The following is a 23765-nucleotide window of genomic DNA, read 5'->3' on the forward strand; positions in this document are numbered from 1 at the left end:
CCCCTTCTTGTTCTTGTTCTTGTCTGCTGCTATGCACATATCCTAATCCGCCCATCGCATACACTCTTAAGAAATGGAACTTCCAAGAGGAGATGATCCGCATGGCTCAACAGCCATCCGCTACCGACCGGCTGCTCGCTCAAGTGCTGCCACTGGAAGCCCGCAATTATAACCCGCTTCCAATCGTCATCGCCGAAGGCAATGGCGTCTGGGTGACCGATGCGGACGGCAATCGGTATATGGATATGCTGAGTGCCTATTCGGCGCTAAATGCCGGCCATCGCCACCCCCGCCTCATTCGGGCACTGCTGGATCAAGCGATGCGGGTGACGCTCACCTCCCGCGCCTTCTACAACGAGCCGTATGTGCGGCTTTGCGCCAAGCTTACCGCCTATACCGGCAAGGAAGCGATCCTCCCGATGAATTCTGGTGCTGAAGCGATTGAAACCGCTGTGAAGGCCAGCCGGCGCTGGGGATACAGGCAGAAGGGCATTCCTGCAGAACAGGCAGAAATCATCGTTTGTGAGGGGAACTTCCACGGGCGAACCGTGACGGCCACTTCATTCTCCACTACGGAAGCTTACCGCAGTGATTTCGGGCCGTTCACGCCCGGCTTTCGAATCATCCCTTACGGCGACATCGAGGCATTGGAGCAAGCCATCACGCCCAATACTGCCGCTTTCCTGGTAGAGCCGATTCAAGGGGAGGCCGGCATTATTGTCCCGCCCGAAGATTATCTCGCGGCTGCCGCAGCAGTATGCCGCAAGCACAATGTGTTGTTTATCGCCGACGAGATCCAGACGGGCTTTGGCCGAACAGGCAAACGGTTCGCTTGCGACCACTATGGGGTTGTACCTGATATGTATGTGCTGGGGAAAGCGCTCGGCGGCGGCATTTTGCCGGTATCGGCAATCGCCGCCAACCGCAGCATTCTAGATATATTCGAGCCAGGCTCGCACGGCTCAACCTTCGGCGGCAATGCACTGGCTTGCGCCGTTGCTGCCGAAGCGATCGCCGTCATCGAGGAGGAACAGCTTGCTAGCCGTTCCGCCGCGCTTGGCGCGAGGCTGCTGGAAGCGATGGGCAGCATCAACCATCCTCTGATCCGGGATGTCCGGGGAATCGGTTTGTTCATCGGCATCGAACTGGCGGTGCCTGCCCGGCCTTATTGCGAACGGCTCATGTCGCTTGGGCTGTTATGCAAGGAAACGCATGAGCATACGATTCGCCTTGCGCCGCCATTGACAATCTCGGCCCAAGAGCTGGAGTGGGCGATCAAGCGCATCGAAGCGCTCTTCGTCTAGCCTTCACACTTTCAAACGACTAGCGACACAGCCTTGCTTGCCGCTTGCAGCAGCAAGCAGCACCTGCGACAAGCGAGGCACCACCTCAGCTAAGGCTGTATCGCTTAGGAACTTTCTTGCGCCGGCTGTGGGCCAGCACAGTGCCCAGCACTGCAACCCCCGCTGTCTCCAGCATGCCCTTCGCCCGCAACGCATCCTCTTCCTTCACCACGCCGCTTCGCAAAACAAGCAGTGCACCGTCACACACACCCGCCAACAATTGGGCAGCGGCAGAGGACAGCATGGGCGGCATATCCATCAGCACGACGTCGTACTCGCCTTTCCATTGCCCGAATAAAGCGTGCAGCTCCCCTGCGCCTGCGGCAACGGGATCAATTGCCCCAACCGGCTGCAGTCCAGACGCCACAATGCTCAAATTCGGCAACACTTCCTGCTGCACGGCTTCAGCCGCTTCGCTCGTATAAGACAGCAAGGAGCTTAGCCCTATTCGATTGCTGATGCCAAACAGCTTATGAACAATCGGCTCTCTCAGGTCGCCATCTACGAGCAGCGTCCGCCGTCCCGCTTGCGCATACGTGATCGCTAGATTTGCAGCCGTTTCGGTAACGCCGCTGCCCCTATGAGGCGCAACTATGGCGATAACCGTAATGTCTTTGCCTGAAGCTGCGTAATCTAATTGCGTGCGCAACGACAAATAGAGATCCACATACGAGGATTCCAGGCCGCCGAGCATTAATAGCTTATTTCTCCAACGGGACATCCCGGCTCTCCCCCGTTCTCCTGCGATGCAGCATGTTCGCTTTCCGTCCGCCCATCCGCTTATTGCCCTCCATGAATAAAGGCAGTTCAATTAGCGTTGGCAGCTGCAGCACACGTTGCACATCCCGCTCACTGCGAATTGACCGATCCAAGTAAGCTAACAGCACACACACGCCTGTGCCCAGCATTGACGATACAATAAAGGCAATCACAACTAACATCTTCAGCTGCATGCCTACAGGAGCCGGTTGGTCCGCAGGCACCGGATTCGCTTCATACAACAAATCCACGTTGCTTATGCGGAACACGCGTTTCGACTCGGCAAGGAACACTTCCGACACCGCATTGGCGATCTGAGCTGCGCGGCTATACGACGCATCCTGGGCAACAATTGTGAGCAACTGCGAATTAAGGCCGGCATTCACCTTAATTCGGCCTGCAATTTCACCCGGACGAAGGCCTAACTCGGGATGCTCTTCTGCAACCTTGTCCATGACAACCGGCGTCCGAATAAATTCCTTGTACGTATCGATCATTTTCAGATTCGCTTCAATCGCATCAATCTCGGAAGCAAGCGCCGAAGAATCGTCAACCGAATGGCGGATGACTAGCTTCGCGTTAGCTTCGTAAGCCGGCTTTTGCATGAATTGGCCGTAGCCAATCGCGACACTTACACCGCATACGACCATCACGATAATGATCCACAATCGATGACGCAAAATGCGCCAATAATCAAGCAGCTCGAGCTCTTCCGGCACTAGTGTTGTCCCTCATTCCCCATCATCAGCTGTCGACACCAATTCTGACCATTATTAGTAGAATTAAGAGGTAAATTGACACATATTGTCGATCTTACGAATATGAGCCTATTTTATCATTGCAAAATTTACATCGTCAATCCCATCGAAACCGCTTTCCTTGCCTTTTCTTTTCAATAAAAAAAGCTGGAATCATCGTACGATTACGCACTATGATTCCAGCCTCGAAATGCTATAATATTACGCTTTGCTTGGATCAAACGAGCTCTTAAGCGACACGATCCGATTGAATGCCAGCTTACCGGCATCCGACAGCTTCGGATCGACATTGAAGTAGCCGTGGCGGAAAAATTGGAACTTATCTTGCCCCGCCGCATCAGCCATCCCTTGCTCCACGAACCCTTGCAGCACCTCAAGCGAATTCGGATTGATCCGCTCTAGGAAAGGCTTATCCGCGTTGTTCTCGCCATCGATGAGCAGCGGCTCGAATTGGCGGAATTCTGCCGCCTTCGCTTGCGTTGCCTCCACCCAATGGATCGTCCCTTTAACCTTGCGTCCCGTGAAGCCAGAGCCGCTCTTCGTCTCCGGGTCGTACGTGCAGCGCAGCTCAATCACTTGCCCTGCCTCGTCCTTGATTACTTCTTCGCATTTTACGAAGTAAGCATGTTTCAAGCGCACCTCGTTGCCAGGGAATAGGCGGTGGTATTTTGCCGGCGGGTCCTCCATGAAGTCGTCTTGCTCGATGTAAATCTCGCGGGAGAACGGAATAAGGCGCGTGCCCATCCCTTCGTTCTCAGCGTTATTCTCCGCTTCGAGCTGTTCAACTTGCCCTTCCGGGTAGTTCGTAATAACGACCTTCAGCGGGCGTACAACAGCCATAGAGCGCAGCGTCTTGAGCTTCAAGTCTTCCCGGATAAAATGCTCCAGCATCCGCTCGTCGACCAAGCTGTTCGCACGGGCAACACCGATCTCGCGGCAGAATGCGCGAAGCGCCTCAGCCGTAAATCCGCGGCGGCGAAGGCCGCTGATCGTCGGCATGCGCGGGTCGTCCCAGCCGTCCACAACGCCTTCATCGACGAGCGATTTCAGATATCTTTTGCTCATAATTGTATTCGTAATGTTCAGGCGCGCGAATTCGTATTGATGAGGCGTAGCCGCCATCTCACATTCTGCAATCGTCCAATCATACAACGGGCGGTGATCCTCGAACTCCAGCGTACAGATCGAGTGCGTTACGCCCTCAATCGCATCGCCTAGTGGATGCGCATAGTCATACATCGGATAGATGCACCATGCGTCGCCCGTCCGGTGATGGTGCGCATGCGCAATCCGGTACAGCACGGGGTCGCGGAAATTCATGTTCGGCGAAGCCATGTCGATCTTCGCGCGAAGCACGCGCTCTCCGTCCTTGAACTCGCCTGCACGCATACGTGCGAACAGATCGAGGTTCTCCTCTACGCTGCGATTGCGGTATGGGCTCTCTTGGCCTGGCTCCGTCAGCGTGCCGCGCGTCTCGCGCATTTGCTCAGCGGACAAGTCGCATACATAAGCTTTGCCCTTCTTGATGAGAAGCACTGCACGTTCATACATTTCTTCAAAATAATCCGATGCGAAGCGAAGCTCGTCCCAGTTAAAGCCCAACCACTGTACGTCTTCCTTAATTGCATTAACGTATTCTGTATCTTCCTTCAGCGGATTCGTATCGTCGAACCGCAGATTTGTCCGCCCTTTGAATTCGTCCGCCAGCTCGAAGTTCAGGCAGATCGATTTGGCATGGCCGATATGGAGATAACCGTTCGGCTCCGGCGGGAACCGCGTAACCACTTCGCTAACAGCGCCATTCTTCAAATCCTCAACGACGATATTACGGATAAAATTTGAGGATGATGTCTTGTTATTGTCCATTCCGACCAATCCTTCCTGCGACAAATATCTATCCTCTTATAATACACAATTTACTAGGCTTTTATAAATAGGCTGCATGAAATAATCCAAATTCACAATTGAACGCCATCGCGTTGACGCCTTTAATTCACATGCATATAATTAGGTTAGCTAAGTAAAATATAAATCGAAGGAGTTGATGCCCTTTGTCGGAGCATACGCATACTTCCAGCGAACTCATCCGAGCTTTCCGACAGCTGCGGAATATGAATTGGACTGGAGTTAAAACAACCAACGACGGCTGTACGCGCAGCGAAATTATGGCCTTATTCCACGTACGCTACATCACGCAGCGCTCCAAAACCGGGCTCAAGTCCTCCGATCTCGCCCGTTCGCTGAATGTAACGCTTCCCACCGTAACCCAAATGGCCAACGTCCTAGAAGCACGAGGGCTCATTGAGCGGCATCGCGACCCTTCCGACCGGCGCGCTGTGCTGCTCAGGTTAACAATTGCAGGCGAACAGATGACTCAGGATGCGGAAGCCACTATGCTGCGCACAATCGGTGCCGTCGTCGAGCATCTGGGCATTGAGCGGAGCCAGCAATTGATCGGCCTCTTGGATGACGTGTTCCAATTTTATAGCGATAACGGCGCTACTGCCTGCACGCCTGAAAAGCATGAGCCGCCCGCAACTAACCGCAATGGCGGCCCCCTACAAATTTGAATGAGGTGAATGTCAGAAGATGATTAAGCTATTGCGTTATTTGAAGCCTTACTGGATTGCTGTATCGCTTGTCCTATTGTTCGTCTTCTTGCAATCGTTATCCGATCTCTATCTGCCCACTTTAATGGCGGACATCGTTGACAAAGGGATCGTAACCGGCGACACCCCTTATATTTGGCGAATCGGCGGCTTTATGCTGCTTATCGCACTCCTAGGTGCGATCTGTTCCATTGGTGCCAGCTACCTATCTGCCAAATCTGCTGGCAGTTTCGGGCGCGACCTGCGCAGCAAGCTGTTCGCCCATGTCGAGAAATTTTCGCTCAACGAATTCGATAAGATCGGCACCGCTTCCTTAATTACGCGGACGACGAACGATATCACGCAGGTCCAGCAGGTTCTGACGATGATGATGCGCGTCATGGTCATGGCTCCGCTCATGTGCTTTGGCGGCATTATTATGGCCCTATCGCGCGATGTTAAGCTCTCGTTCGTCATCATCGGGCTCGTGCCCATCATTGCCTTGGTTATCCTGATCGTCTCCTTCCGTACAATTCCGCTCTTCAAGCTGCAGCAAAAAAGGCTGGACCAACTCAACCTCGTCCTGCGTGAGCACTTGACCGGCATTCGTGTCATCCGTGCGTTCAACCGGACTGGCCACGAGCAATCCCGCTTTACCGATGCGAACGCCAATTTGACTGATACGGCAGTAAAGGTCAACCGGATGATGGCCGCCCTCATGCCTGTTATGATGCTGGTCGTCAACTTCGCGAGCATCGCGATTATTTGGTACGGCGGCATTCGAATCGATAATGGCGGCATGCAGGTCGGCGACCTGATGGCGTTTATCCAATATGCGTGGCAGATCATGTTCGCCCTCATCTTTGCATCGATGATGTTCGTCATGGTTCCCCGCGCATCCGCATCTGCAGCGCGCATCCAGGAGGTGTTCGACATGCAGCCGAACATCGCCGATCCCGCGAAACGTGCAGCATCAACCTCCTCGCAAGGCGAAGCGAAGGGCTTTATCGAATTCCGCGACGTCTCGTTCCGCTATCCCGGCGCTGAGATGAATGCCCTATCGAACATCTCGTTCACCGCTGCGCCTGGGGAAATTACAGCCATTATCGGCGGCACGGGCTCAGGCAAATCAACAATGATCAATCTCATTCCGCGCTTCTATGACGTGAGCGAGGGCGCCGTTCTCATCGATGGCGTCGACGTCCGGGAGATGACACAGCAAGCGCTGCGCGGGGCAATCGGCCTTGTGCCGCAGAAGGCCTCATTGTTCACCGGCACCATTGCCGAGAACATTCGGTTCGGCCATGAAGAAGCAACCGATGAAGAGGTGCAGCATGCAGCGGCTGTAGCACAGGCGGCAGACTTTATCGGCAAAATGCCTGACGGCTACCAATCGCTCATCACCCAAGGCGGCACCAACGTCTCCGGCGGGCAAAAGCAGCGGCTGTCCATCGCCCGCGCCCTCGTCCGGAAACCGTCGATCTATCTGTTCGACGACAGCTTCTCCGCGCTCGACTTCAAAACGGATGCGAAGCTGCGCGCTGCCCTTCGTCCAGAGACCGCCGAGGCTGCCTTGATCATCGTCGCCCAACGGGTAAGCACCGTCATGGATGCCGATCGCATCATCGTGCTCGATGAAGGCCGCATTGCCGGCATCGGCACGCATCGCGAGTTGTTAGCGAATAACGAGATTTATCGGGAGATCGTCACGTCGCAGCTGTCAGAGGAGGAGATCGCATGAGCAAACAAGTGAAGGCGCCATATATGGCAGCTGACCAAGGCGCAGGGCAAGGCGGGCCGCGTCCGGGCGGCGCTGGCCCCCGTCCCGGAGGCCCCCCTGGCGGTGGCATGAATCCTAGCGCAATGGGCTTCGGCCCGCGCGGCGGCCCAGGCGGCATGATGGGGCAAGGGCAGAAAGCGAAGAACTTTAAGGTCACGCTCCGACGCCTCATCCGGTACTTGCACCCGCATCGCGGCGCGTTGCTCGTCGTCTTGCTAACCGCTGTGCTTAGCACGGTATTCTCGATTCTCGGCCCAAAAATTCTAGGCAATGCCACAACGAAGCTGTTCGAAGGCTTAATGGCCAAAAAGAATGGCATCGCTGGCGCAGCCATCGACTTCGACGCTATCTTCAAGATCCTGCTCACGCTAGCCGTGCTCTACATCATTAGCGCCGTGTTCAGCTATATTCAGCAACACGTCATGGCTGGCGTAGCCCAACGAACCGTATACGGCATCCGCGAGGACGTGAATGCAAAGCTCGCGAAGCTGCCGCTTAAGTTCTACGACGGGCGATCCCATGGCGAAGTGCTCAGCCGCGCGGTCAACGATATCGACAATATTAGCGGAACGCTCCAGCAGAGCTTAACGCAATTCATAACAGCTATCGTTACGTTGATCGGCGTAGTCGTCATGATGCTAACGATTAGCCCGTTGATGACGCTCATTACGATTATTACGCTGCCGCTCAGCTTTATCGCTATCAAAATGATAGCGTCGCGGTCACAGCGGCATTTTGCCGGCCAACAGAAAGCGCTAGGCGAATTAAATGGCCATGTTGAAGAAATGTACACAGGCCATCCGATCGTCAAAGCATTCGGCCGCGAACAAACGTCCATCGCCAAATTCGATGAAGTAAACGAAAGGCTTTATCAATCCGGCTATCGCGCCCAGTTCATCTCCGGCATTATCATGCCGCTTATGGGCTTCATCGGCAATATCGGCTACGTGCTCGTCAGCGTTGCGGGCGGCATTCTCGTCCTGCACAAGGCGATTACAATCGGCGATGTGCAAGCGTTCATCTCTTACTCGCGCCAATTCGCAATGCCGATTACGCAGACCGCGCAAATCGCGAATATCATCCAATCGACGATCGCCTCCGCAGAGCGCGTATTCGAGCTTTTGGATGAAGAGGAAGAAGTCCCGGGTGCAGAGCGCAGCGTGGACTTGCAGAAAAAAACCGCCGCACAAGGCATCCAAGGCGAGGTTCGCTTCGAGCATGTGAAGTTCGGTTATAAAGCTGATGCCTTGCTTATGGACGATTTGAACATCAACGTCCAGCCCGGCCAAACGATCGCCATCGTTGGACCTACAGGCGCCGGCAAGACGACGCTCATCAACTTGCTCATGCGGTTCTACGAGTTGAACGGCGGGCGCATTACCGTCAACGGCACTAACATTACGGAAATGTCGCGCGCCGAGCTGCGCAGCAACTTCGGCATGGTGCTGCAGGATACGTGGCTGTTCAACGGCACGATCCGCGACAACATCGCTTACGGCCGCATTGGCGCAACGGAAACCGATGTCGTGCGGGCAGCGAAGGCGGCTTACGCCGACCACTTCATCCGTACGCTGCCAGATGGCTATAACACGGTCCTTAATGAGGAAGCATCGAACATCTCGCAAGGGCAGAAACAGTTGCTTACGATCGCGCGGGCCATTCTCGCCGATCCCCAGATCCTCATCCTCGACGAGGCGACAAGCAGCGTCGATACGCGGACCGAGGTGCATATCCAGCAAGCGATGAACACGCTGATGGAAGGCCGCACGAGCTTCGTCATCGCGCATCGGCTATCCACGATTCGCGACGCTGACCGCATTCTCGTCATGAACCAAGGCGCGGTCATCGAGCAAGGCTCCCATGAGGAGCTGCTCGCGCAGCGCGGCTTCTATGCCGACCTGTACGAGAGCCAATTCGCTGCATCGAAGAAACAGACGGAAGCGATTTAGTGCCTTCACTTACTACTTACGCTAGCCGAGCAGCGGACCTGTCCCAAAGAGTAGGCCCGCTTACTTGAAAGAACCCGCTCACTTCATAAAACAACGCAGCAGAAATCAAGAAATGGCGGTGCAAGGGGTTATCCCTGCGCCACCATTTCTTTTTTTCGATTGCTGCTTTCTTGAGCAGATAATCGGCGAGCGAAGGGCACTCAGCCGAGTAGGCACTAACAGTCGATGCAGGGCTTTCTATTTCTAACGGACATAGCAGCCGTTATTTGACCAAAATCGAGCACTTTATGGCTCTAACGGACCTACCAGCCCTTATTTAGCTAAAAAACCTTCCGTGAGGCAACGAAATGGCTAAATAACGGCCATGGTGTCCGTTACATTTGTAATCGACGCATATGGAGAGCTATAACGGCTGTACGGTCCGTTAAAAAAAGGCGTATCTTTACATGCGGGGCCTTTGGGATGGTCCCTTCATTTGGAAAAATTTTAATGGACACCCCAATATATTCCGAAGTATAATGTTCGACGCGATATAGGATAAAAGACATGGTTCGCAAGCAACAAAACAGCCTGATTTATTTTCATTTATTCCAATTATTAGTCGGAGGTGCCTTTATTTTGTCCAAGAAAATGCTATACAAATTGCTCGGCCTGCTCGCCATCATCAGCCTGCTGCAGACGCAAGCGGTTGCTTTCGCAAGCAAGGGGGACGACTCGATTGATCAAGCACAGCATATTGAAGTGAACCAATCCTATTCGGGCCTCATTTCCGAGAGCGGTGACGCGAATTACTACCATTTTAGGCTAGATACAGCCGGCCAGGTTGATATCACAATGCCGAACGTCAGCGGCAAGAGCTGGAACTACACGCTGTATGACAGCAGCGGCAAGCAATTCCCGTGGTATAACTACACCAGCTATAACGAGCTCGCCAAGGGCGATACGGTATCCAGTGTCGGGCTGCCAGCCGGGGACTACTATATAAGCATTCACCGTTATGATGGCGATGTTTACAAAACCCCTTACTCTTTTCAGCTGAAATTCACGCCAGGCAACACGTTCGAGAAAGAGAACAACGACACATTAACGGCAGCAACGTTAATTTCAACCAACCAGAACTACCAAGCTCGCCTGCAATACAACAGTGACGTCGACTACTACAAATTCACCCTGCCGAAGAGCGGCAAAGCATCGGTTATTCTCCCGAATGTGAGCGGCGTCAGCTGGGCTTACCAGCTGTACAATAGCGAAGGCAAGGAATTCCCTTGGGGCAACTATACCGATTACAACGAGCTTGCCAAAGGCAACAGCATTTCAAGCGTCGGCCTGCCGGCAGGCGAATATTATTTGCGCGTAAGCCGCTATGACGGCACCGTCAGCACTACGCCATATACGCTGCAAGTAAAATATGAAGCTGGCGATACGTATGAGAAAGAAAATAACGACACGTTGTCCTCTGCCACGCCTGTCGTTGTAAACAAAACCTATGACACTCGGCTGCAATATAACAATGACGTCGATTTCTACAAATTTAATCTGCCGAAGAGCGGCAAGCTGTCCCTCGTCATTCCGAACGTAAGCGGCAAGAGCTGGACCTACCAGCTATATGATAGCGAAGGCAATTCGTTCGCTTGGTACGGCTATACCGACTACAATGAACTCGCCAAAGGCAACACGGTCTCAAGCGTCGGCCTGCCAGCAGGCGACTACTATGTGCGCATCAGCCGTTATGACGGCAGTGTGAGCAGCACATCCTACTCGCTTCTGCTAAAGCTCACGCCAGGCGATACGTATGAGAAAGAGAACAACGACAAGCTTTCCACAGCGACGCCTGTATCAGTAAATAAGCTGTATGAAGCTCGCCTGCAGCATAGCAGCGACTACGACTACTACAAGTTCACGCTATCTTCCAAGTCAGCCATCTCGATCGGCCAGATCAAGGGGTATGCTGATCAGTATTTGTACGTCAACCTGCTAGATAGCAAAGGAAACTATTTCGACACATCGAGTGGTAAAGTGACGCTCGCTCCCGGCACCTACTATCTCACTGTCAACGGCAACTCCGGCGATTACAAGTTCAAGGTTAATGCCGCATCGCTCCCGTTGGCCGCTAAGCAAGTGACGGTCGTTAACAAAAAAGGAACGTCCAACGATACCTTGACGGTATCCAACATTAAAAAAGGCGATGCCGTTAAAGTGTACAGCAAACAAGGCAAGCTGCTGGCGCAAACAACACTCGCCTCTGGCACGAAAGCTACTTTGAAGCTTACGCAGCTGAGCAGCACTGGCGGCGACCTGTATGTTTCGGTGACGAATGCCGGCCTGCAAGAGAGCGGCAAAATTACAGTAAAGTATAGCAAAGAATCGTAACACCCTTTTATCCAGCATCTCAAAAAACCGTCATGGCATGCCGCCTTGACGGTTTTTTCACAAGACCAATCCATGTAGATGAATACATACGAGGGAGGTGGCTTATTTGTTTATTCAAACGAATCAAAAACGTTTCACGTTGATCAGCCTGCTTACTATAGCCATCCTCCTCCAGTTGCAGGGGGCAGCTTCTGCAAACAGCGGCGATGATTCCATTGCTACAGCTAAACCTATTGCGTTCAACCAAACTTATACCGGACAATTGTCCAATGCGAACGATGCCAATTTCTATGCATTTGTGTTGAAGACGGACGGCAAGCTGAACATCAGCTTATCCAATGTAAGCAATAAAAGCTGGCGCTTCGTACTTTATAATGCTAAAGGCGTAAAGTTCCCTTGGTCCGAGCATACGCATGAGTTTGCTAGCGGGAATACAGAAAGCAATATCGGATTGCCGGCAGGGAAGTATTTTATCAAAGTCGAACGTAATGGCGGCAATACGAGCAATTCCCCCTTTAAGATTAAGCTCAGCTTCACTTCTAGCAGCTTATTTGAGAAAGAAGCCAATGATGCTTTGCTAAGCGCTAACCCCATTGCGATCAATCAAGAGTATCATGCTCATTTGCAACATCTTGAAGATAAAGATTATTATCAATTGTCCGTTCCAGCTAACGGAATGGCATCCATTGTTATTTCAAGCAAAGCAAACTGCAGCTACCTGTTTCAGCTATACGACAGTGACGGGAATGCCCTGACCAGGCAAGAAAGGACTCGTCTCTCCGAGAAAGCCACCAGCTACACGACTTACAATCTAAAGCTTTCTGCCGGCACCTATTATGTAAGTATCGTTGCCCTTCAGTCCTCAGCTAAAAACGAATACACGTTGCAGGCGAAATTCCAAAAAGGGGATTTTCCAGATGATGACCAAAATAGTACATTAGCAACCGCGGCATCCGTCGACGTAAACAAGGCCTACACGAACATGCTGCAGCATAATAGCGATGTTGATTTTTTCGCTTTTACACTTCCGCATAGCGGCAAGCTGAACCTCTTCATTCTGAGCTCTGGCGACCCTATTGCCCAATTCCAATTATACGATCGTAACGGGAAGCCATTTCAAAATGCATTATCCCATATCGGCCTGCCCGCAGGAGACTACTATGTTCGAATATCCCCTTTTGAAGGCAACTTTAATCGAACAGCCTACTCGCTCCAAATACAATTCCAGCCTGGGGACCATTATGAGCAGGAGAGCAATGATTCTGTGCTTACGTCGACACACCTCTTAACGAACAGCCTCTATGAAGGTGCCTTGCAACACGGTGGAGACCATGACTATTACCAGTTCACGCTGCCTTCTAGCGCATATGTAAATCTCGAATTGGCGAAAGAAACTGCCGCCCAACACCCACAAGCCCATTTGCTAGATATAGACGGCCATTCAATTCATGATGGGGATCTGATGAAAGGCAAGCTGCGTCTAGAAGCAGGAACGTATGTGTTAGATTTCTCTCCCCAATCGAAGTACCTAGAAACGGATTTTTTATTCTCTGAAAATAACTACAAGTTTAAAATCAATGCCACTTCGCTCCCCCTCACGCCTGATCAGGTTCAGTTAGAGTTCAAACAAAGCCGGTCAATATGGCCCACCAAACTCCCCACCTCCTAATAAAGGGATTTCTTGGGCATGCACCGAATTATTCCCTGATACTATTAATCGAACAAGGAGCGTATGCCTGCAATGAAATTCAAGAAGCTTAGCGCATTATTCGTAACCGTCGCATTCATCCTGTCGTCCTTCGCCACGTCCGCCTTCGCCGCCCCTTCGAAACCGGCACCTGCAGCCACCGTCGTTGTTGACGGCAACCAAATCCAGATTAACGGGGAACAGCCATTCGTCGACAAAGGCACTTCGTTCGTTCCATTGAAGCCGCTGTTTAACGAGCTGCATATCGCACTCCAGTGGGATAACGCTGCTAAGACGTTAACGGGCGTTAAAGGCGACCTGTCAATCGGGCTAAAAATCGGCAGCACCTCTGCCAGCGTGAATGGCAATGCCGTCCAGCTTTCCGCTGCCCCGCGGATCGTTAACGGCACAACCTTCGTACCGCTTCGGTTCGTTGGGGAAGCAACCGGATATGAAGTGGCTTGGTCCCAATCAACGAATACGATTACGCTAACATCGAAACAACCGCAAGTCGAAGCAACAAGCAAAGGCTTCATGTGGAAAGTCCAAAACAACGGCAATACCGTCTATCTCGTTGGCTCTATCCATGTCGCCGACGACGCGATGTATCCGCTGCGCAAAGAGTATGAGGAAGCTTTTAAAAGCGCGGACTATTTGGCCGTTGAGGTTGATTTGTCCAAAACGGATGAGAAAACATCCAACTACTTAATAGCCAAATACGGCACCTATACGGATGGCACGACGCTGAAGGACCATGTCTCGGCCGATACGTATAAGCAAATCGGTGCCATATTGAAATCACGCAAAATAGCGGAAAACGCTTTTGACAGCTACAAGCCGTGGGTAGTTAGCCAAGTCATTTCTACTTTCCAAGTAGCGGATAAAGGATACGAGCCTTCCCTTGGCATTGACCAATACTTCTTAGACAACGCGAACAAAACCAAAAAACCGGTCATCGAGCTGGAAACGTATGAACAGCAGATCAAGATGTTTGCTGATTTCTCAGTTGGACTCCAAGAGGACATGTTGAAAGCTGCTATCGCTGGCTACAACAACCCAAATACGGACAGCAGCGGAATCGATGAACTGACGGCAATGTGGAAGGACGGCGACGAGAACACGCTGGCCTCACTGGCTAAGCAAATGTCTGCAAACGAAGAGTACTACAAAGCAATGCTCGCAGACCGTAATGCTGGCATGGCGGAGAAAGTAACCGGCTTCCTAAACAGCCCGGACAAAAAAACGTACTTTGTTGTCGTTGGGGCACTCCATATGCTAGGCGATGACGGCGTCGTGACGAAGCTGCGCGCTGGCGGCTTTAAGGTCGAGAATTATTAAAGTGAGGAAAACAAAGAGCAGGGGCATATGCCTCTGCTCTTTTCATTAGCCTGTTGCTCATGCATCGCCACCTTCACCGCCCCAACTAACAACCAAATACTGCCCAGATAACAACAGATTACTTATAAAATTATTTTTAAAACCACTCTGTTCGTTATATACCGTAATTTGGCCGGTAGCCTTGTCCAACTCATGCACGCCGTCCTGCAACGTCCCTATCCATACAAACCGATCGTTGCCGACAATGCTCCTCGCGTTACTCCCTAGTTTTTTGTTGCTCTTGATCGTATTCGACTGCACATCCAGTACAGCAGCCGTATTCTCCGATACGATCCATGCCGTTGTGCCATCACTGTGAACAGCAAGGTTGCTTCCTATCCCGAGAAAATCATCCGTATAACGATGAAGCGTTCCATCCTTCCGGTCATACCGAAGCAACGGCACTTCATTGTTCACTTCGCTGGAACCAAACAGCTGATTGTAATAGAACCAAATCTGGCTTTTGTCATAAGCTATCGAATTGTAATAATTGCCTGGCTCCGTCGCGTATGTTCGCTTTTCATGGGTTGTCATATGAAAGGAGGTTATGCCATGTTCATCTACACTCCAAATGTTCTCCCCTATAAGCTTGCCATCAGCCGCATCTGAGCTTATTTTCTGGATATTCATCTTTAAAAAATCCGGTTCTGCAGCCAAGATAGGCTCTTCCGATGAAGGGCTGGTTGGCAATGCCGCTTTCTCGCTTGAACAAGAGACTAGCAAGAGGATAATAAAGAAGGCCATCATGCTGCTCATCAATTTCGTGCTGCTCTTTAATAAAATAGCGTTTATCTGCATAAATCAAAAGCCCTTATAACTTTCTCGCCCAATTCAGTATTCGTTGCGGATAAGCCGAGCTTCAGCTTGCTGTCTGTCAAAGGATAATGGGCGCCATCCTTCTTCCCTTCTGTCGGCAGCAATGTATACCCTATCTCCGGTTCAAACGCTATAGACAGATAAAGGTATAGCTTTGGCATATCTCTTTCTCTTTTGGTCGAAACAACAGCTCCCCCTATATCATCAGCTGAATAGTTTTTACTCGCCACAACTTGGATACATTCGAGACAAGCATCGCCTATTTCCTCCGCGTGATGCGGTGAAGGCAGCATGATCGGCTTATTAATGTCTGTGTACGGCCCATCTATTCTAATACACGGAAAGATGATGATTTTATTGGTTGCATTTTCTTTATACGCTCCAATTCTTATTCGCTCTGGGTTAAATTTCTCCAAATGAAGCCCTCCCCTTATTCAATCAACGTTATGCTCTTAACGTCGCGGAATGCAATATACACAGGTTGGCGGCCTATATCTATCCAGAATGAATAGATTTCTCCCCCTAGTTTCCTAACTTCCAAGAGTTCCCCTTCCGCAATCTGTCCATTTTCAAAAACGATCATGTACTGCGATCCACTTATAAGTTCCAAAGCGCTTCACCCCTTATTCGTTACTCATCAAATATAGCCATCTCCTCAAGGGCATCCTCTATGCTGCATCAACGGCTTCTTGTTCCTCATAAGCCTTTTCCATTGGAAACGGACTTCTTCATCAGTTCCCTGTCATCATTTATCATTAAACCATTCACTGCCCCCTAAATATTGTAGTATGCCATAAGCGAACTCCAACTCTGCGTGGCCGCCTTCTGCGTAGCCCATGCTTGTACTGATACCAAGATATTGAGGCGTAAAGTAACAGAATATATCGCTTTGCCCCTCAGTCCCAGCGAACTCTAACGAGTCTGCGTTGTTCAAACTCTTTGCTAGTTCTTCATCTGTCATCCATGCGAAGCTGTCGACAATCGCCTCTTTGCTCGCAACCGTAGTTTGCGGCACTTGAAACGCCCCATCACGTATCTTGCTAATAAAGCCTGCATCGATGGCCAGTACATCTTTAAGCGTGACTTTGCTTGCGTCTTCCAAATTTATGTTTGTTGTATAAAATAAATTGTTTGGATGGGCGGTCCCCTTTAGGCTCCCAATCCCACTATATTGAATGCTGAGCAACTGTTTATTTTGCAATGCTACAGCGTAATTAATTTCAAGTGTTAGCTCACCCAGGCTACCCGCTTAATAATAATGGAGCACATTCAGGGCCTCACTTTTAAGCCGTTTATTAATAATTGCCTGCTTGTCCTGATCCATTAAGCCAGTGATTTGAGGATAAGCGATCACGACATTATCCGATACATACTCCTCTTTTCTAACTGTATATTCACTGCTCACAGGTTCGATTTCATTGTTTACAGGTTCATTAGCAGCCATGCTTCCTTCTGCCGATAGATATAACTCTGATGCTTCCCCGTCTTGGCGGCAGGATTGTAAGCTGAATCTCAATCCATTCATCAAGTACAACAATTCGTAGGTTACATCTTCTTCCGAAGCTGTCCACGTTTTCTTGACTTCTTGCTGTCCCATTAATCTCTTTATTTGCTGGAAGTTCATGCCGGGTCTTGCGCCTATTTCGTTTAAAATGCCACTCTGTGTATCCTCGTTTACTGCGAGTGATATAGGCAATGAATCCACCCCATCATCCGGATAGATGAAGGTGACGCCCAAATCCTCTACATATACAGTCGGGAACATCATATGAGATCCCTGCATTGCGACCGTATCTTCACTGCTGCCCGACGCCGAAAGCTTGAGGGCATCCCCCCTCTTTACACCCAAATACTGATGGATCATATCTTCACTTTCTATCTGCTTACTCTTATTCGCACATGAACATAGCAATGCAACAATGATAATGGCAGTAATTATTTGTTTCATACGTCCTATTCATTCTCCTCTTACATGAACAGCATGCACATGCTTCTGGGACAGGAATAATAATACACCCAGCAACTCTTCCTTATGTGTACTGTTCACATGCTGGCTAACCTCAGTAAAGAAAGCAACTATTTCTTGTAGCTCGTTATTCACTAACCTTACATTCGTTCGATTATAATCTTTCAGTTTTTTTAATTTTGAATATTTAGTCCAGCTCTTTGTCTGATGAAAAAGAAAAAAATGTATATCTTCACTTAATTCCAATTTCCCAACCTTTCCCCATTTTGATTATACGAAATAATCTCATACGCCACGTGTAATCACCCCGTTTGTTTGGTTACGCTAAGCATAACTTTTCCTTGAAGATCGTTAATGCTGATTCAATATCTTCAATAACGGCATCACTATCCAACATGCTAGTTCTATATGGCCTATAAGTCTTCATACAAGATTGATAAACCGCTCTAATGAACTGATCCTTTTCTAAAACACAAAGCACTTCCCGGTTTACTGCAACCTGAAAATTATTCATTTTTGTTTTCACAAAAAGCACACTAAACGAGGATCCTGCGCAAACAAGATGAAACTCTCTCCTATCACTATCCCCTAGATCAAAACCAATTTTGTTCCAATGGCCGATTAGATCATCAATGGAATGCGCGAGTTTGATGCCATGAATATTGGGACCGCCATCCATCACATCATGCTCCAAAAATACGATGGCGTTATCATTTCAGCTATCCAAACAGAAAGCAACACCCACCCCAATCTGCCACAAGTGCCTGCACCCCTTCGTCGGCCTCTAACTCTTCTATATTTACGCAATATCGAGACTTTTCAATTTCAATGTTAAATCATTAATATGATTCAATAACATGTATCCACCTGCTTATCTTACGGATGTAATAATTTACTCGTTATAAAATAACGGGAATACTCCTCTTGCGCTTCTTTGCTTATACTCATGAACCAGCTTTGTTGCTCGATTAGATAAGCTTCTTTCCCAGCATCATCGTCCATGTACGGCAAAGGGGGATAAAACACTCCACTGTATCCCGGCAATTCACTCCTTATTTCCATAAGCATTTGGCCCAGCTTGTTTTGCCCACTGCCGTCCCCACCGTCACCCCAAAAAGAATCATTTTTGGTATGTTCGATTAGCAGGCAATTTCCAGTAGAGACTAAGATATCCCTTACGCTTTCATGCTGCTCACATTTTGCTGCAATCGCTCTCCGCATGATGGCCTCTTTCATTTCCTCCCAATCCTTTCGGAGTGGCTTGTTTCGATCGCGTCCTGCTATAGCCGCCTCCATAGGCGTTCGCAGCAATCGGATTTCCTCTTCAAAGCTGGTATTCGCAAATTTCATCGCTTGAAAATAATGCTCCACCGTTGCCCATCGTTTATTGTCCAGTTCTATCGGATGCTTCGAGAAATTAGAAAAGCAGCCGTAGGGCTTATTCGTTTCATAAAATTTGATCTGAATCATGTGGCATCTCCTTTTTGACCAATCCGAACCGGTCCCCCTTTATTTATCGGATGAAATGATAAGTTTATTTGGAATTATTTATAACAAAAAACCTTTAGAATTATATCCAAAGGCCTTAGATGAATGAAATCATTTGTTTTTCAACCCGACATACATCGTTTGTATTAACCATCTAAGTTTATCTGGGTTCATATTCCGCATCCCATGTGCGATAGAAAATATTTAAATAACTCCAATCCCCCACCTCACAAAGTTAATAATTAAGATTAAAAAATGCTATGTCATTAGCATGAATAGTTACAAATGTGCCAATAGTTAAGGGTACGCCCATTGCCTCCACGCAAACAATACTCTCTCCTAGCCTTATGACGGTATACCCATCATCATCGATAGACTCGATTTCCCCAGTTAATATAAGGCCATCATTCATTTGTTTTATATGATATTGCATGCTAGGTGAGCTAATCATGTTATCGCCCCACATTAAATGATCATGAATTTCAATCTCCACATGATATTCATTGTTCACTGCGGGTAAATTCCCATTCCATAAAGCTTTACCATTCCCTAGTTTTGATTGAAATAAAACGAAGCACTTTTCACCTATGTGTTGAACTTCGGTTATCAAAACCTTCATGTTCTAGCTCCTATCTCTTAAAAGCTCTTATGCTTAACCGCCTGTAACAAGCTGAATATTCGTTTATTACGTCAGCATTTGCTCGAAGTCACACGCCGCAACAGCCCTACATCCACTGTCCCGTAAATCAACCAACAGTTTGGAAATGCAGGCGATATAAAAATATGAATCTATCCCCTCATTGGGTTCGATATCAAGATAGTACCTTGAAAACAAAAATCCGCATGGATGCTCTAATCGCTTGGACTCATCAAATTCATCATTTCCTCTTAAATAAATAGCACAACAAGGGCTCGAAATTACCCATCTCCCTCTCTTTCCATCAATGCTCTCCGACACATATTGAGCAACTTCTTCGTAACCGGCATCTGTATCAATGAACATTTTACAAAATAAATCAATCTCATCTAGAAGCATACTATCACCCCGCTCAGAACTCCTATAGCAGCAGTTCCGGTTCATACTTGAGCGCTTGTTCAACGATGTCTTCAGCACTTCGTTCCTCTTCACCCCAGAAAATCAAATCACTCATATTAGGATGTGGAACACTTCTCTCCACTATTGCCATCATGCGATTAAGCTCTTCCTCCGAACCTTCCGCATTCATTATCTTTTGTACAATCTCAATCAATTCCTCTTTACTGAGCCTCAATTGTTAACCTCCTTCTCCAAAAACAATACATGCACTAGTCAATTTGTGTTAAAACATATGCCACTGGCTCCCCGGAAACCGTTCCGAAGAAATACACCTGATTCGAAATAAACAACTCATAATACTCGCTGTCTGGATAATGTACGTCCCCGCGAAGATTCAATTTAGCTTGCGGCTGGGCCGATGGCAAAGTTTCAAATGTAAATCCCTCAAGCAACTGCATAATGAACACCATCGGGGTGCCATTCTCCAGCATAGCCGGCGACTCGTCCTCCAATAGCCAATTTGGATGTCCGCCGACCTTATTGCCATTTGTATCATCATCACTAGGCAGCAGCTCAATTGTTTTGTATTTAACCTTAGGCTCGTATCCGCTTCTCATCACGCCATCCCCGGTTGGGAAGACGATTATTCTAAAGTTATTTTGGCAATCGCGAATAAAATCCTCAGGAATGACTGCCCCAGGCAATGGTACATCCAACATTCGGGGAATATAATGATCCTCATCCACGCAACATGTACAAGCAAAAACAGCCATAGATTTCCCATGCCATGCGTGCCCTATAGGAAATGCAATTTGATAGAAGAACGTTAACGGCGAATCACACAGTTGACAAGCTGGAAGCCCATATTCCAGTGGAATTACGGGATGTCCGCCAATAAACGACCGCTCTGAACTGCTTTGCACCGATTCGCCAACAATCCGCATTATATAAGATGCCATCTCAAGCACCGCCCTTTTCAATTATCGAACGCCCTTCCAAATTTATCGGACAGAATCAGCCGTTTATCTGCTAAAATATTCATCCGAGAACTCACCATCCATATTATAATCCACATCATAGTAGAAAAGCCGGATTCCCGTTTTGGGATTAATACTTGTATGGATATACTCGATTTGTAGATCCGAAAATTCAAGCCCCGCAGGCAATTCCCCCTTCTCATCCTGAAGAAAATTATGATCACTATTACGAATTAATCTTTTAAGAATTTCTATCGTATTATTTTTCAATGCCTCGAAATTGTACTTGTCATTAAAACTCTGTTCAATCGACTTCAAATCCACGGACCGCCACCACCGGTTCTTCCATTGTGTTAAACCACTTCTATATATCCATTCTCTCTGTGTTAATCCCCGACAATATGAACCCTGTACAATTTTTGAATTGAGCGCTTTCCTACCATATCGGAAATCATTACTGCATCGTGTTTGTTAATAAAGTTTTGATACAGCCTCAAATCATCCTTGAACAATTCCACCTCTGTCGCGCTCAGATGAAGATTAGGAGAATAGTAATCTTTTATTTTTCTGAGCCACTGAAAACTGCCCCAGTTATTTGTTTTATAAAATATTGCACTGTGCAGATCCTCTTCAATCACAAACTTATCAAGCAACGTATCATTCTGATCATATAACAACACATCCAGCCCCATTCCTGTTCACCTGCTTAACTCAAATCTTTTCGATCTATTATCTCTACTTCATCAACCTCATATGTTTTAGGCTTTAGTTGGCCACCCTGTTTTTCAAGAATTTTCAACAATACATGATAGCAAACAAAGATTGGCGTTGATCCTTTAGCCTTGTATTCACACCCATTTACATCAACTGCTTTGATTTTATACCCATTTCCTATATAACCCATCTCGAATAAATAATCATTGTCCTCAAACCAAGTTAATAGATCCTCGAGCGAAGGTATCCAAGTTCCCTCTTTATAAATGGCTTCGGCACTTAATAAGGTACTGTCTGGCATAATTCTGCCGCCAATTACCCAACTAGAGCCTTCGTACTGAAATATATCTTGAGGATATACTTCATCAGCGTAGCTTGCCCTCTTAAACCCTAATTGAACTAGCTTCTCTACTTCGTTTTTTGTTAGTGACAAACGACCACACCTTTTAATTTAATTATTTTATCAACATTACATGAGATCCTGAACGAATGTCCAACTAACCTTATCTTCGGCTTCTTTGTTACTTTTACACTAAAAACCCGTCATCCCTTCACAGGAACAACGGGCTATACGATTCACGCACTTTTCGTTAGAACGACCAAATGCCTGACGTATGCAAAAAGACGAGCACAATGAGCACAGGCGCTACATACCGCAGCAGGAAAAGCCAGAGGCGGAACCACCCCGCCGTTAAACCAGCTTCCTGCGCTGCATGCTTCCACGCATAGCCGACGAACAACGTGACCATGAGCCCGCCCAGTGGCAGAATGATGTTAGAGGCGATAAAATCGACCCAATCGAAGAACGATTTGCCTTCCCAATGCAGCCACCCAACTGCACCACCGACGGACAACGCGGACGGAAGCCCGAAGAGAAAACACAGCACGGTTGTGGAAACCGTGGCCGTACTGCGGGAAAGCCGCCAACGTTCCATCGCATACGCGACCGGCACCTCAAGCAGTGACACGACGGAGGTTAACGCCGCTATCGCTAACAATACGAAGAAAAGCCCGCCGAACAGCCAGCCCAGCGGCATCGCAGAAAATGCTGCAGGCAGCCCGATAAACGCAAGCCCCGGCCCTTGCGCTGGTTCGATTCCGAATGCAAATGTCGTCGGAAAAATGATCATTCCCGCAAGCAGGGCGTACATCAGGTCGCCCCCGCCTACTGCCAGCGTAGCGGCTCCCAGCGATTGCCGCCGGTCGACATATGCGCCATATGTCATCATCGTGCCCATGCCCAGCGATAGTGAGAAGAAGGCATGGCCAAGCGCGACGAGCAGCGATTCATTCGTCAGTTTGCCGAAATCAGGCTTAAGGAAAAACGACACTCCCTCTGATGCACCCGGCAGCTGAAGCACGCGAATCATAATAATAATGAGAATAACGAGCAGCGCCGGAATGAGAATTCGATTGAACTTCTCAATGCCCGATGCACCCCGGACCACAATCCAGCCGGTTATGAGCATCACGGCCGCCTGCCAGGCAACTGGCCACCACCCTCCAATAAAGCTGAAGAACGTCGCCGCAAAATCCGTTCCTTTACCGAGCGCATTAGCGGAGGTGAGCACGGCATAATGCAGCGTCCAGCCTGCAACGACTGTGTAGAAGGACGTTATGAAGAACGCTCCCGCGATGGATAGGACGCCGAAGCCGCCCCATATTTTGCGACCGCTTAACCTGACAAGTGACGAAGAAGCGCTGCCCCGTCCGCCTCGTCCAACCGTGAGTTCCGCCATCAGCACCGGCAAGCCAATCAAGAGCAGGCAGATCGTGAATAGCAGGAAAAATGCTGCCCCGCCATATTGCCCCGTTATGTATGGAAATTTCCACATGTTGCCCAGCCCAACCGAACTGCCGATCGCAGCGAAAATGAATCCCGAACGGGAGAACCGCTCTGCCGTGCCACTGTCCTCCTGGCGGGCAGTATCCCCCTGACGGACTTGACCGTCCCCATTCTGCTGGTGTAGTTCCTTATCCATGCGCATCGCCGCACCTCATCATCCTTCTAGTATGCTGCTGATTCAGTGGTCCAGCAGCCCTGGGATCGCTTATCTATCAGGCTGCTTCACTCTCCCCCTATTGTTTCCATATGCGCGCATCCCTCATTCCTTTTTCTGCCCAAATGCCTCTGGAGCTGCACTTTGCTCACCGTCC

The 23765-nt window shown here is 49.1% G+C and carries 24 protein-coding genes; 7 read left to right on the forward strand and 17 right to left on the reverse strand.

Translation table 11 applies throughout. The features are described from left to right. Positions 1-101: 101 nt before the first annotated feature. Positions 102-1304 carry an ornithine--oxo-acid transaminase gene (rocD, locus tag GON22_RS04400; protein WP_160394895.1) on the forward strand — a complete coding sequence of 401 codons (1203 nt, stop codon included), beginning with the start codon at positions 102-104 and terminating at the stop codon, positions 1302-1304. Positions 1305-1389: 85 nt separating this feature from the next. On the opposite strand, the gene GON22_RS04405 is transcribed toward rocD, so the two are convergent. From GON22_RS04405 to GON22_RS04415, 3 genes are all read right to left on the reverse strand, one after another. Beyond that, positions 1390-2064 carry a CpsD/CapB family tyrosine-protein kinase gene (locus GON22_RS04405; protein ID WP_160394896.1) on the reverse strand — a complete coding sequence of 225 codons (675 nt, stop codon included), beginning with the start codon at positions 2062-2064 and terminating at the stop codon, positions 1390-1392. Next, a complete protein-coding gene (locus tag GON22_RS04410) occupies positions 2045-2821 on the reverse strand; it encodes a Wzz/FepE/Etk N-terminal domain-containing protein (RefSeq protein WP_160394897.1) in 777 nt (258 codons plus the stop codon). The genes GON22_RS04405 and GON22_RS04410 overlap by 20 nt, the downstream gene beginning before the upstream one ends. A 240-nt stretch (positions 2822-3061) precedes the next feature. Continuing rightward, on the reverse strand, positions 3062-4726 hold the full coding sequence (locus tag GON22_RS04415; protein ID WP_160394898.1) for a glutamine--tRNA ligase/YqeY domain fusion protein: 1665 nt from the start codon (positions 4724-4726) through the stop codon (positions 3062-3064). 185 nt (positions 4727-4911) lie between these two features. Here GON22_RS04415 and GON22_RS04420 point away from each other — a divergent pair, with 185 nt between their 5' ends. The 6 genes from GON22_RS04420 (at position 4912) to GON22_RS04445 (ending at position 14572) form a co-directional block, all read left to right on the forward strand. After that, on the forward strand, positions 4912-5430 hold the full coding sequence (locus GON22_RS04420) for a MarR family winged helix-turn-helix transcriptional regulator (RefSeq protein WP_160394899.1): 519 nt from the start codon (positions 4912-4914) through the stop codon (positions 5428-5430). A gap of 19 nt (positions 5431-5449) precedes the next feature. Beyond that, positions 5450-7189 (forward strand): ABC transporter ATP-binding protein, encoded by a 1740-nt coding sequence (locus GON22_RS04425; protein ID WP_160394900.1) that lies wholly within the window; start codon positions 5450-5452, stop codon positions 7187-7189. A 107-nt stretch (positions 7190-7296) separates the two neighbouring features. After that, positions 7297-9177, forward strand: coding sequence for an ABC transporter ATP-binding protein (locus tag GON22_RS04430; protein ID WP_442954352.1), 1881 nt, complete (start codon positions 7297-7299; stop codon positions 9175-9177). A 618-nt stretch (positions 9178-9795) separates the two neighbouring features. Continuing rightward, positions 9796-11547: a PPC domain-containing protein gene (locus tag GON22_RS04435; protein WP_160394902.1), complete on the forward strand. Its 1752-nt coding sequence runs from the start codon at positions 9796-9798 to the stop codon at positions 11545-11547. Between the two features lie 106 nt (positions 11548-11653). Beyond that, positions 11654-13216, forward strand: a complete 1563-nt coding sequence (locus GON22_RS04440; protein ID WP_160394903.1) for a hypothetical protein — start codon at positions 11654-11656, stop codon at positions 13214-13216. A 72-nt stretch (positions 13217-13288) separates the two neighbouring features. After that, positions 13289-14572, forward strand: a complete 1284-nt coding sequence (locus GON22_RS04445; RefSeq protein ID WP_160394904.1) for a TraB/GumN family protein — start codon at positions 13289-13291, stop codon at positions 14570-14572. Positions 14573-14629: 57 nt separating this feature from the next. Here the strand turns inward: GON22_RS04445 and GON22_RS04450 are convergent, their stop codons facing one another. The 14 genes from GON22_RS04450 to GON22_RS04515 all read right to left on the reverse strand — a co-directional run bounded on the left by GON22_RS04450 (position 14630) and on the right by GON22_RS04515 (position 23590). Then, complete coding sequence (locus GON22_RS04450) at positions 14630-15367, reverse strand: hypothetical protein (RefSeq protein ID WP_160394905.1); 738 nt, start codon at positions 15365-15367, stop codon at positions 14630-14632. Positions 15368-15399: 32 nt separating this feature from the next. After that, complete coding sequence (locus GON22_RS04455) at positions 15400-15843, reverse strand: hypothetical protein (protein ID WP_160394906.1); 444 nt, start codon at positions 15841-15843, stop codon at positions 15400-15402. Positions 15844-16172: 329 nt separating this feature from the next. After that, entirely contained in the window at positions 16173-16628 is a 456-nt protein-coding gene (locus tag GON22_RS04460; protein ID WP_160394907.1) for a hypothetical protein, read from the reverse strand. Positions 16629-16676: 48 nt separating this feature from the next. Beyond that, the gene (locus GON22_RS04465) at positions 16677-17375 is read right to left on the reverse strand and encodes a hypothetical protein (protein WP_160394908.1); all 699 of its coding nucleotides are present in this window, start codon (positions 17373-17375) and stop codon (positions 16677-16679) included. Between the two features lie 337 nt (positions 17376-17712). Continuing rightward, positions 17713-18072, reverse strand: a complete 360-nt coding sequence (locus GON22_RS04470; RefSeq protein WP_160394909.1) for a hypothetical protein — start codon at positions 18070-18072, stop codon at positions 17713-17715. Between the two features lie 197 nt (positions 18073-18269). After that, a complete protein-coding gene (locus tag GON22_RS04475; RefSeq protein WP_160394910.1) occupies positions 18270-18863 on the reverse strand; it encodes an NADAR family protein in 594 nt (197 codons plus the stop codon). Positions 18864-19116: 253 nt separating this feature from the next. After that, complete coding sequence (locus GON22_RS04480) at positions 19117-19500, reverse strand: hypothetical protein (RefSeq protein ID WP_160394911.1); 384 nt, start codon at positions 19498-19500, stop codon at positions 19117-19119. Between the two features lie 66 nt (positions 19501-19566). Continuing rightward, a complete protein-coding gene (locus GON22_RS04485; RefSeq protein WP_160394912.1) occupies positions 19567-19917 on the reverse strand; it encodes a 1,4-dihydroxy-6-naphthoate synthase in 351 nt (116 codons plus the stop codon). A 22-nt stretch (positions 19918-19939) separates the two neighbouring features. After that, on the reverse strand, positions 19940-20152 hold the full coding sequence (locus GON22_RS04490) for a bacteriocin immunity protein (protein WP_202113074.1): 213 nt from the start codon (positions 20150-20152) through the stop codon (positions 19940-19942). A 34-nt stretch (positions 20153-20186) separates the two neighbouring features. Beyond that, complete coding sequence (locus GON22_RS04495) at positions 20187-20876, reverse strand: hypothetical protein (RefSeq protein ID WP_160394913.1); 690 nt, start codon at positions 20874-20876, stop codon at positions 20187-20189. A 63-nt stretch (positions 20877-20939) separates the two neighbouring features. Beyond that, positions 20940-21218, reverse strand: a complete 279-nt coding sequence (locus tag GON22_RS04500; RefSeq protein ID WP_160394914.1) for a hypothetical protein — start codon at positions 21216-21218, stop codon at positions 20940-20942. Between the two features lie 62 nt (positions 21219-21280). Then, positions 21281-21586 (reverse strand): hypothetical protein, encoded by a 306-nt coding sequence (locus GON22_RS04505; protein ID WP_160394915.1) that lies wholly within the window; start codon positions 21584-21586, stop codon positions 21281-21283. A gap of 14 nt (positions 21587-21600) precedes the next feature. Continuing rightward, on the reverse strand, positions 21601-22041 hold the full coding sequence (locus GON22_RS04510) for a hypothetical protein (protein ID WP_160394916.1): 441 nt from the start codon (positions 22039-22041) through the stop codon (positions 21601-21603). 157 nt (positions 22042-22198) lie between these two features. Then, positions 22199-23590: a sodium-dependent transporter gene (locus GON22_RS04515; protein WP_160394917.1), complete on the reverse strand. Its 1392-nt coding sequence runs from the start codon at positions 23588-23590 to the stop codon at positions 22199-22201. Positions 23591-23765: the final 175 nt, after the last annotated feature.

The organism is Paenibacillus sp. MMS18-CY102 (assembly GCF_009789195.1).
GTDB lineage: Bacteria > Bacillota > Bacilli > Paenibacillales > Paenibacillaceae > Paenibacillus_T.

Coding starts and splice junctions, on each gene's coding strand:
- GON22_RS04475 (WP_160394910.1), bottom strand. CDS start 18,863: ATGATTCAGATCAAATTTTATGAAACGAATAAGCCCTACGGCTGCTTT.
- GON22_RS04450 (WP_160394905.1), bottom strand. CDS start 15,367: ATGAGCAGCATGATGGCCTTCTTTATTATCCTCTTGCTAGTCTCTTGT.
- GON22_RS04430 (WP_442954352.1), top strand. CDS start 7,297: ATGAATCCTAGCGCAATGGGCTTCGGCCCGCGCGGCGGCCCAGGCGGC.
- GON22_RS04480 (WP_160394911.1), bottom strand. CDS start 19,500: ATGAAGGTTTTGATAACCGAAGTTCAACACATAGGTGAAAAGTGCTTC.
- rocD (WP_160394895.1), top strand. CDS start 102: ATGGCTCAACAGCCATCCGCTACCGACCGGCTGCTCGCTCAAGTGCTG.
- GON22_RS04485 (WP_160394912.1), bottom strand. CDS start 19,917: ATGCTTCTAGATGAGATTGATTTATTTTGTAAAATGTTCATTGATACA.
- GON22_RS04470 (WP_160394909.1), bottom strand. CDS start 18,072: ATGGATGGCGGTCCCAATATTCATGGCATCAAACTCGCGCATTCCATT.
- GON22_RS04405 (WP_160394896.1), bottom strand. CDS start 2,064: ATGTCCCGTTGGAGAAATAAGCTATTAATGCTCGGCGGCCTGGAATCC.
- GON22_RS04465 (WP_160394908.1), bottom strand. CDS start 17,375: ATGAAACAAATAATTACTGCCATTATCATTGTTGCATTGCTATGTTCA.
- GON22_RS04415 (WP_160394898.1), bottom strand. CDS start 4,726: ATGGACAATAACAAGACATCATCCTCAAATTTTATCCGTAATATCGTC.
- GON22_RS04505 (WP_160394915.1), bottom strand. CDS start 21,586: ATGGGGCTGGATGTGTTGTTATATGATCAGAATGATACGTTGCTTGAT.
- GON22_RS04445 (WP_160394904.1), top strand. CDS start 13,289: ATGAAATTCAAGAAGCTTAGCGCATTATTCGTAACCGTCGCATTCATC.
- GON22_RS04515 (WP_160394917.1), bottom strand. CDS start 23,590: ATGGATAAGGAACTACACCAGCAGAATGGGGACGGTCAAGTCCGTCAG.
- GON22_RS04425 (WP_160394900.1), top strand. CDS start 5,450: ATGATTAAGCTATTGCGTTATTTGAAGCCTTACTGGATTGCTGTATCG.
- GON22_RS04495 (WP_160394913.1), bottom strand. CDS start 20,876: ATGGCATCTTATATAATGCGGATTGTTGGCGAATCGGTGCAAAGCAGT.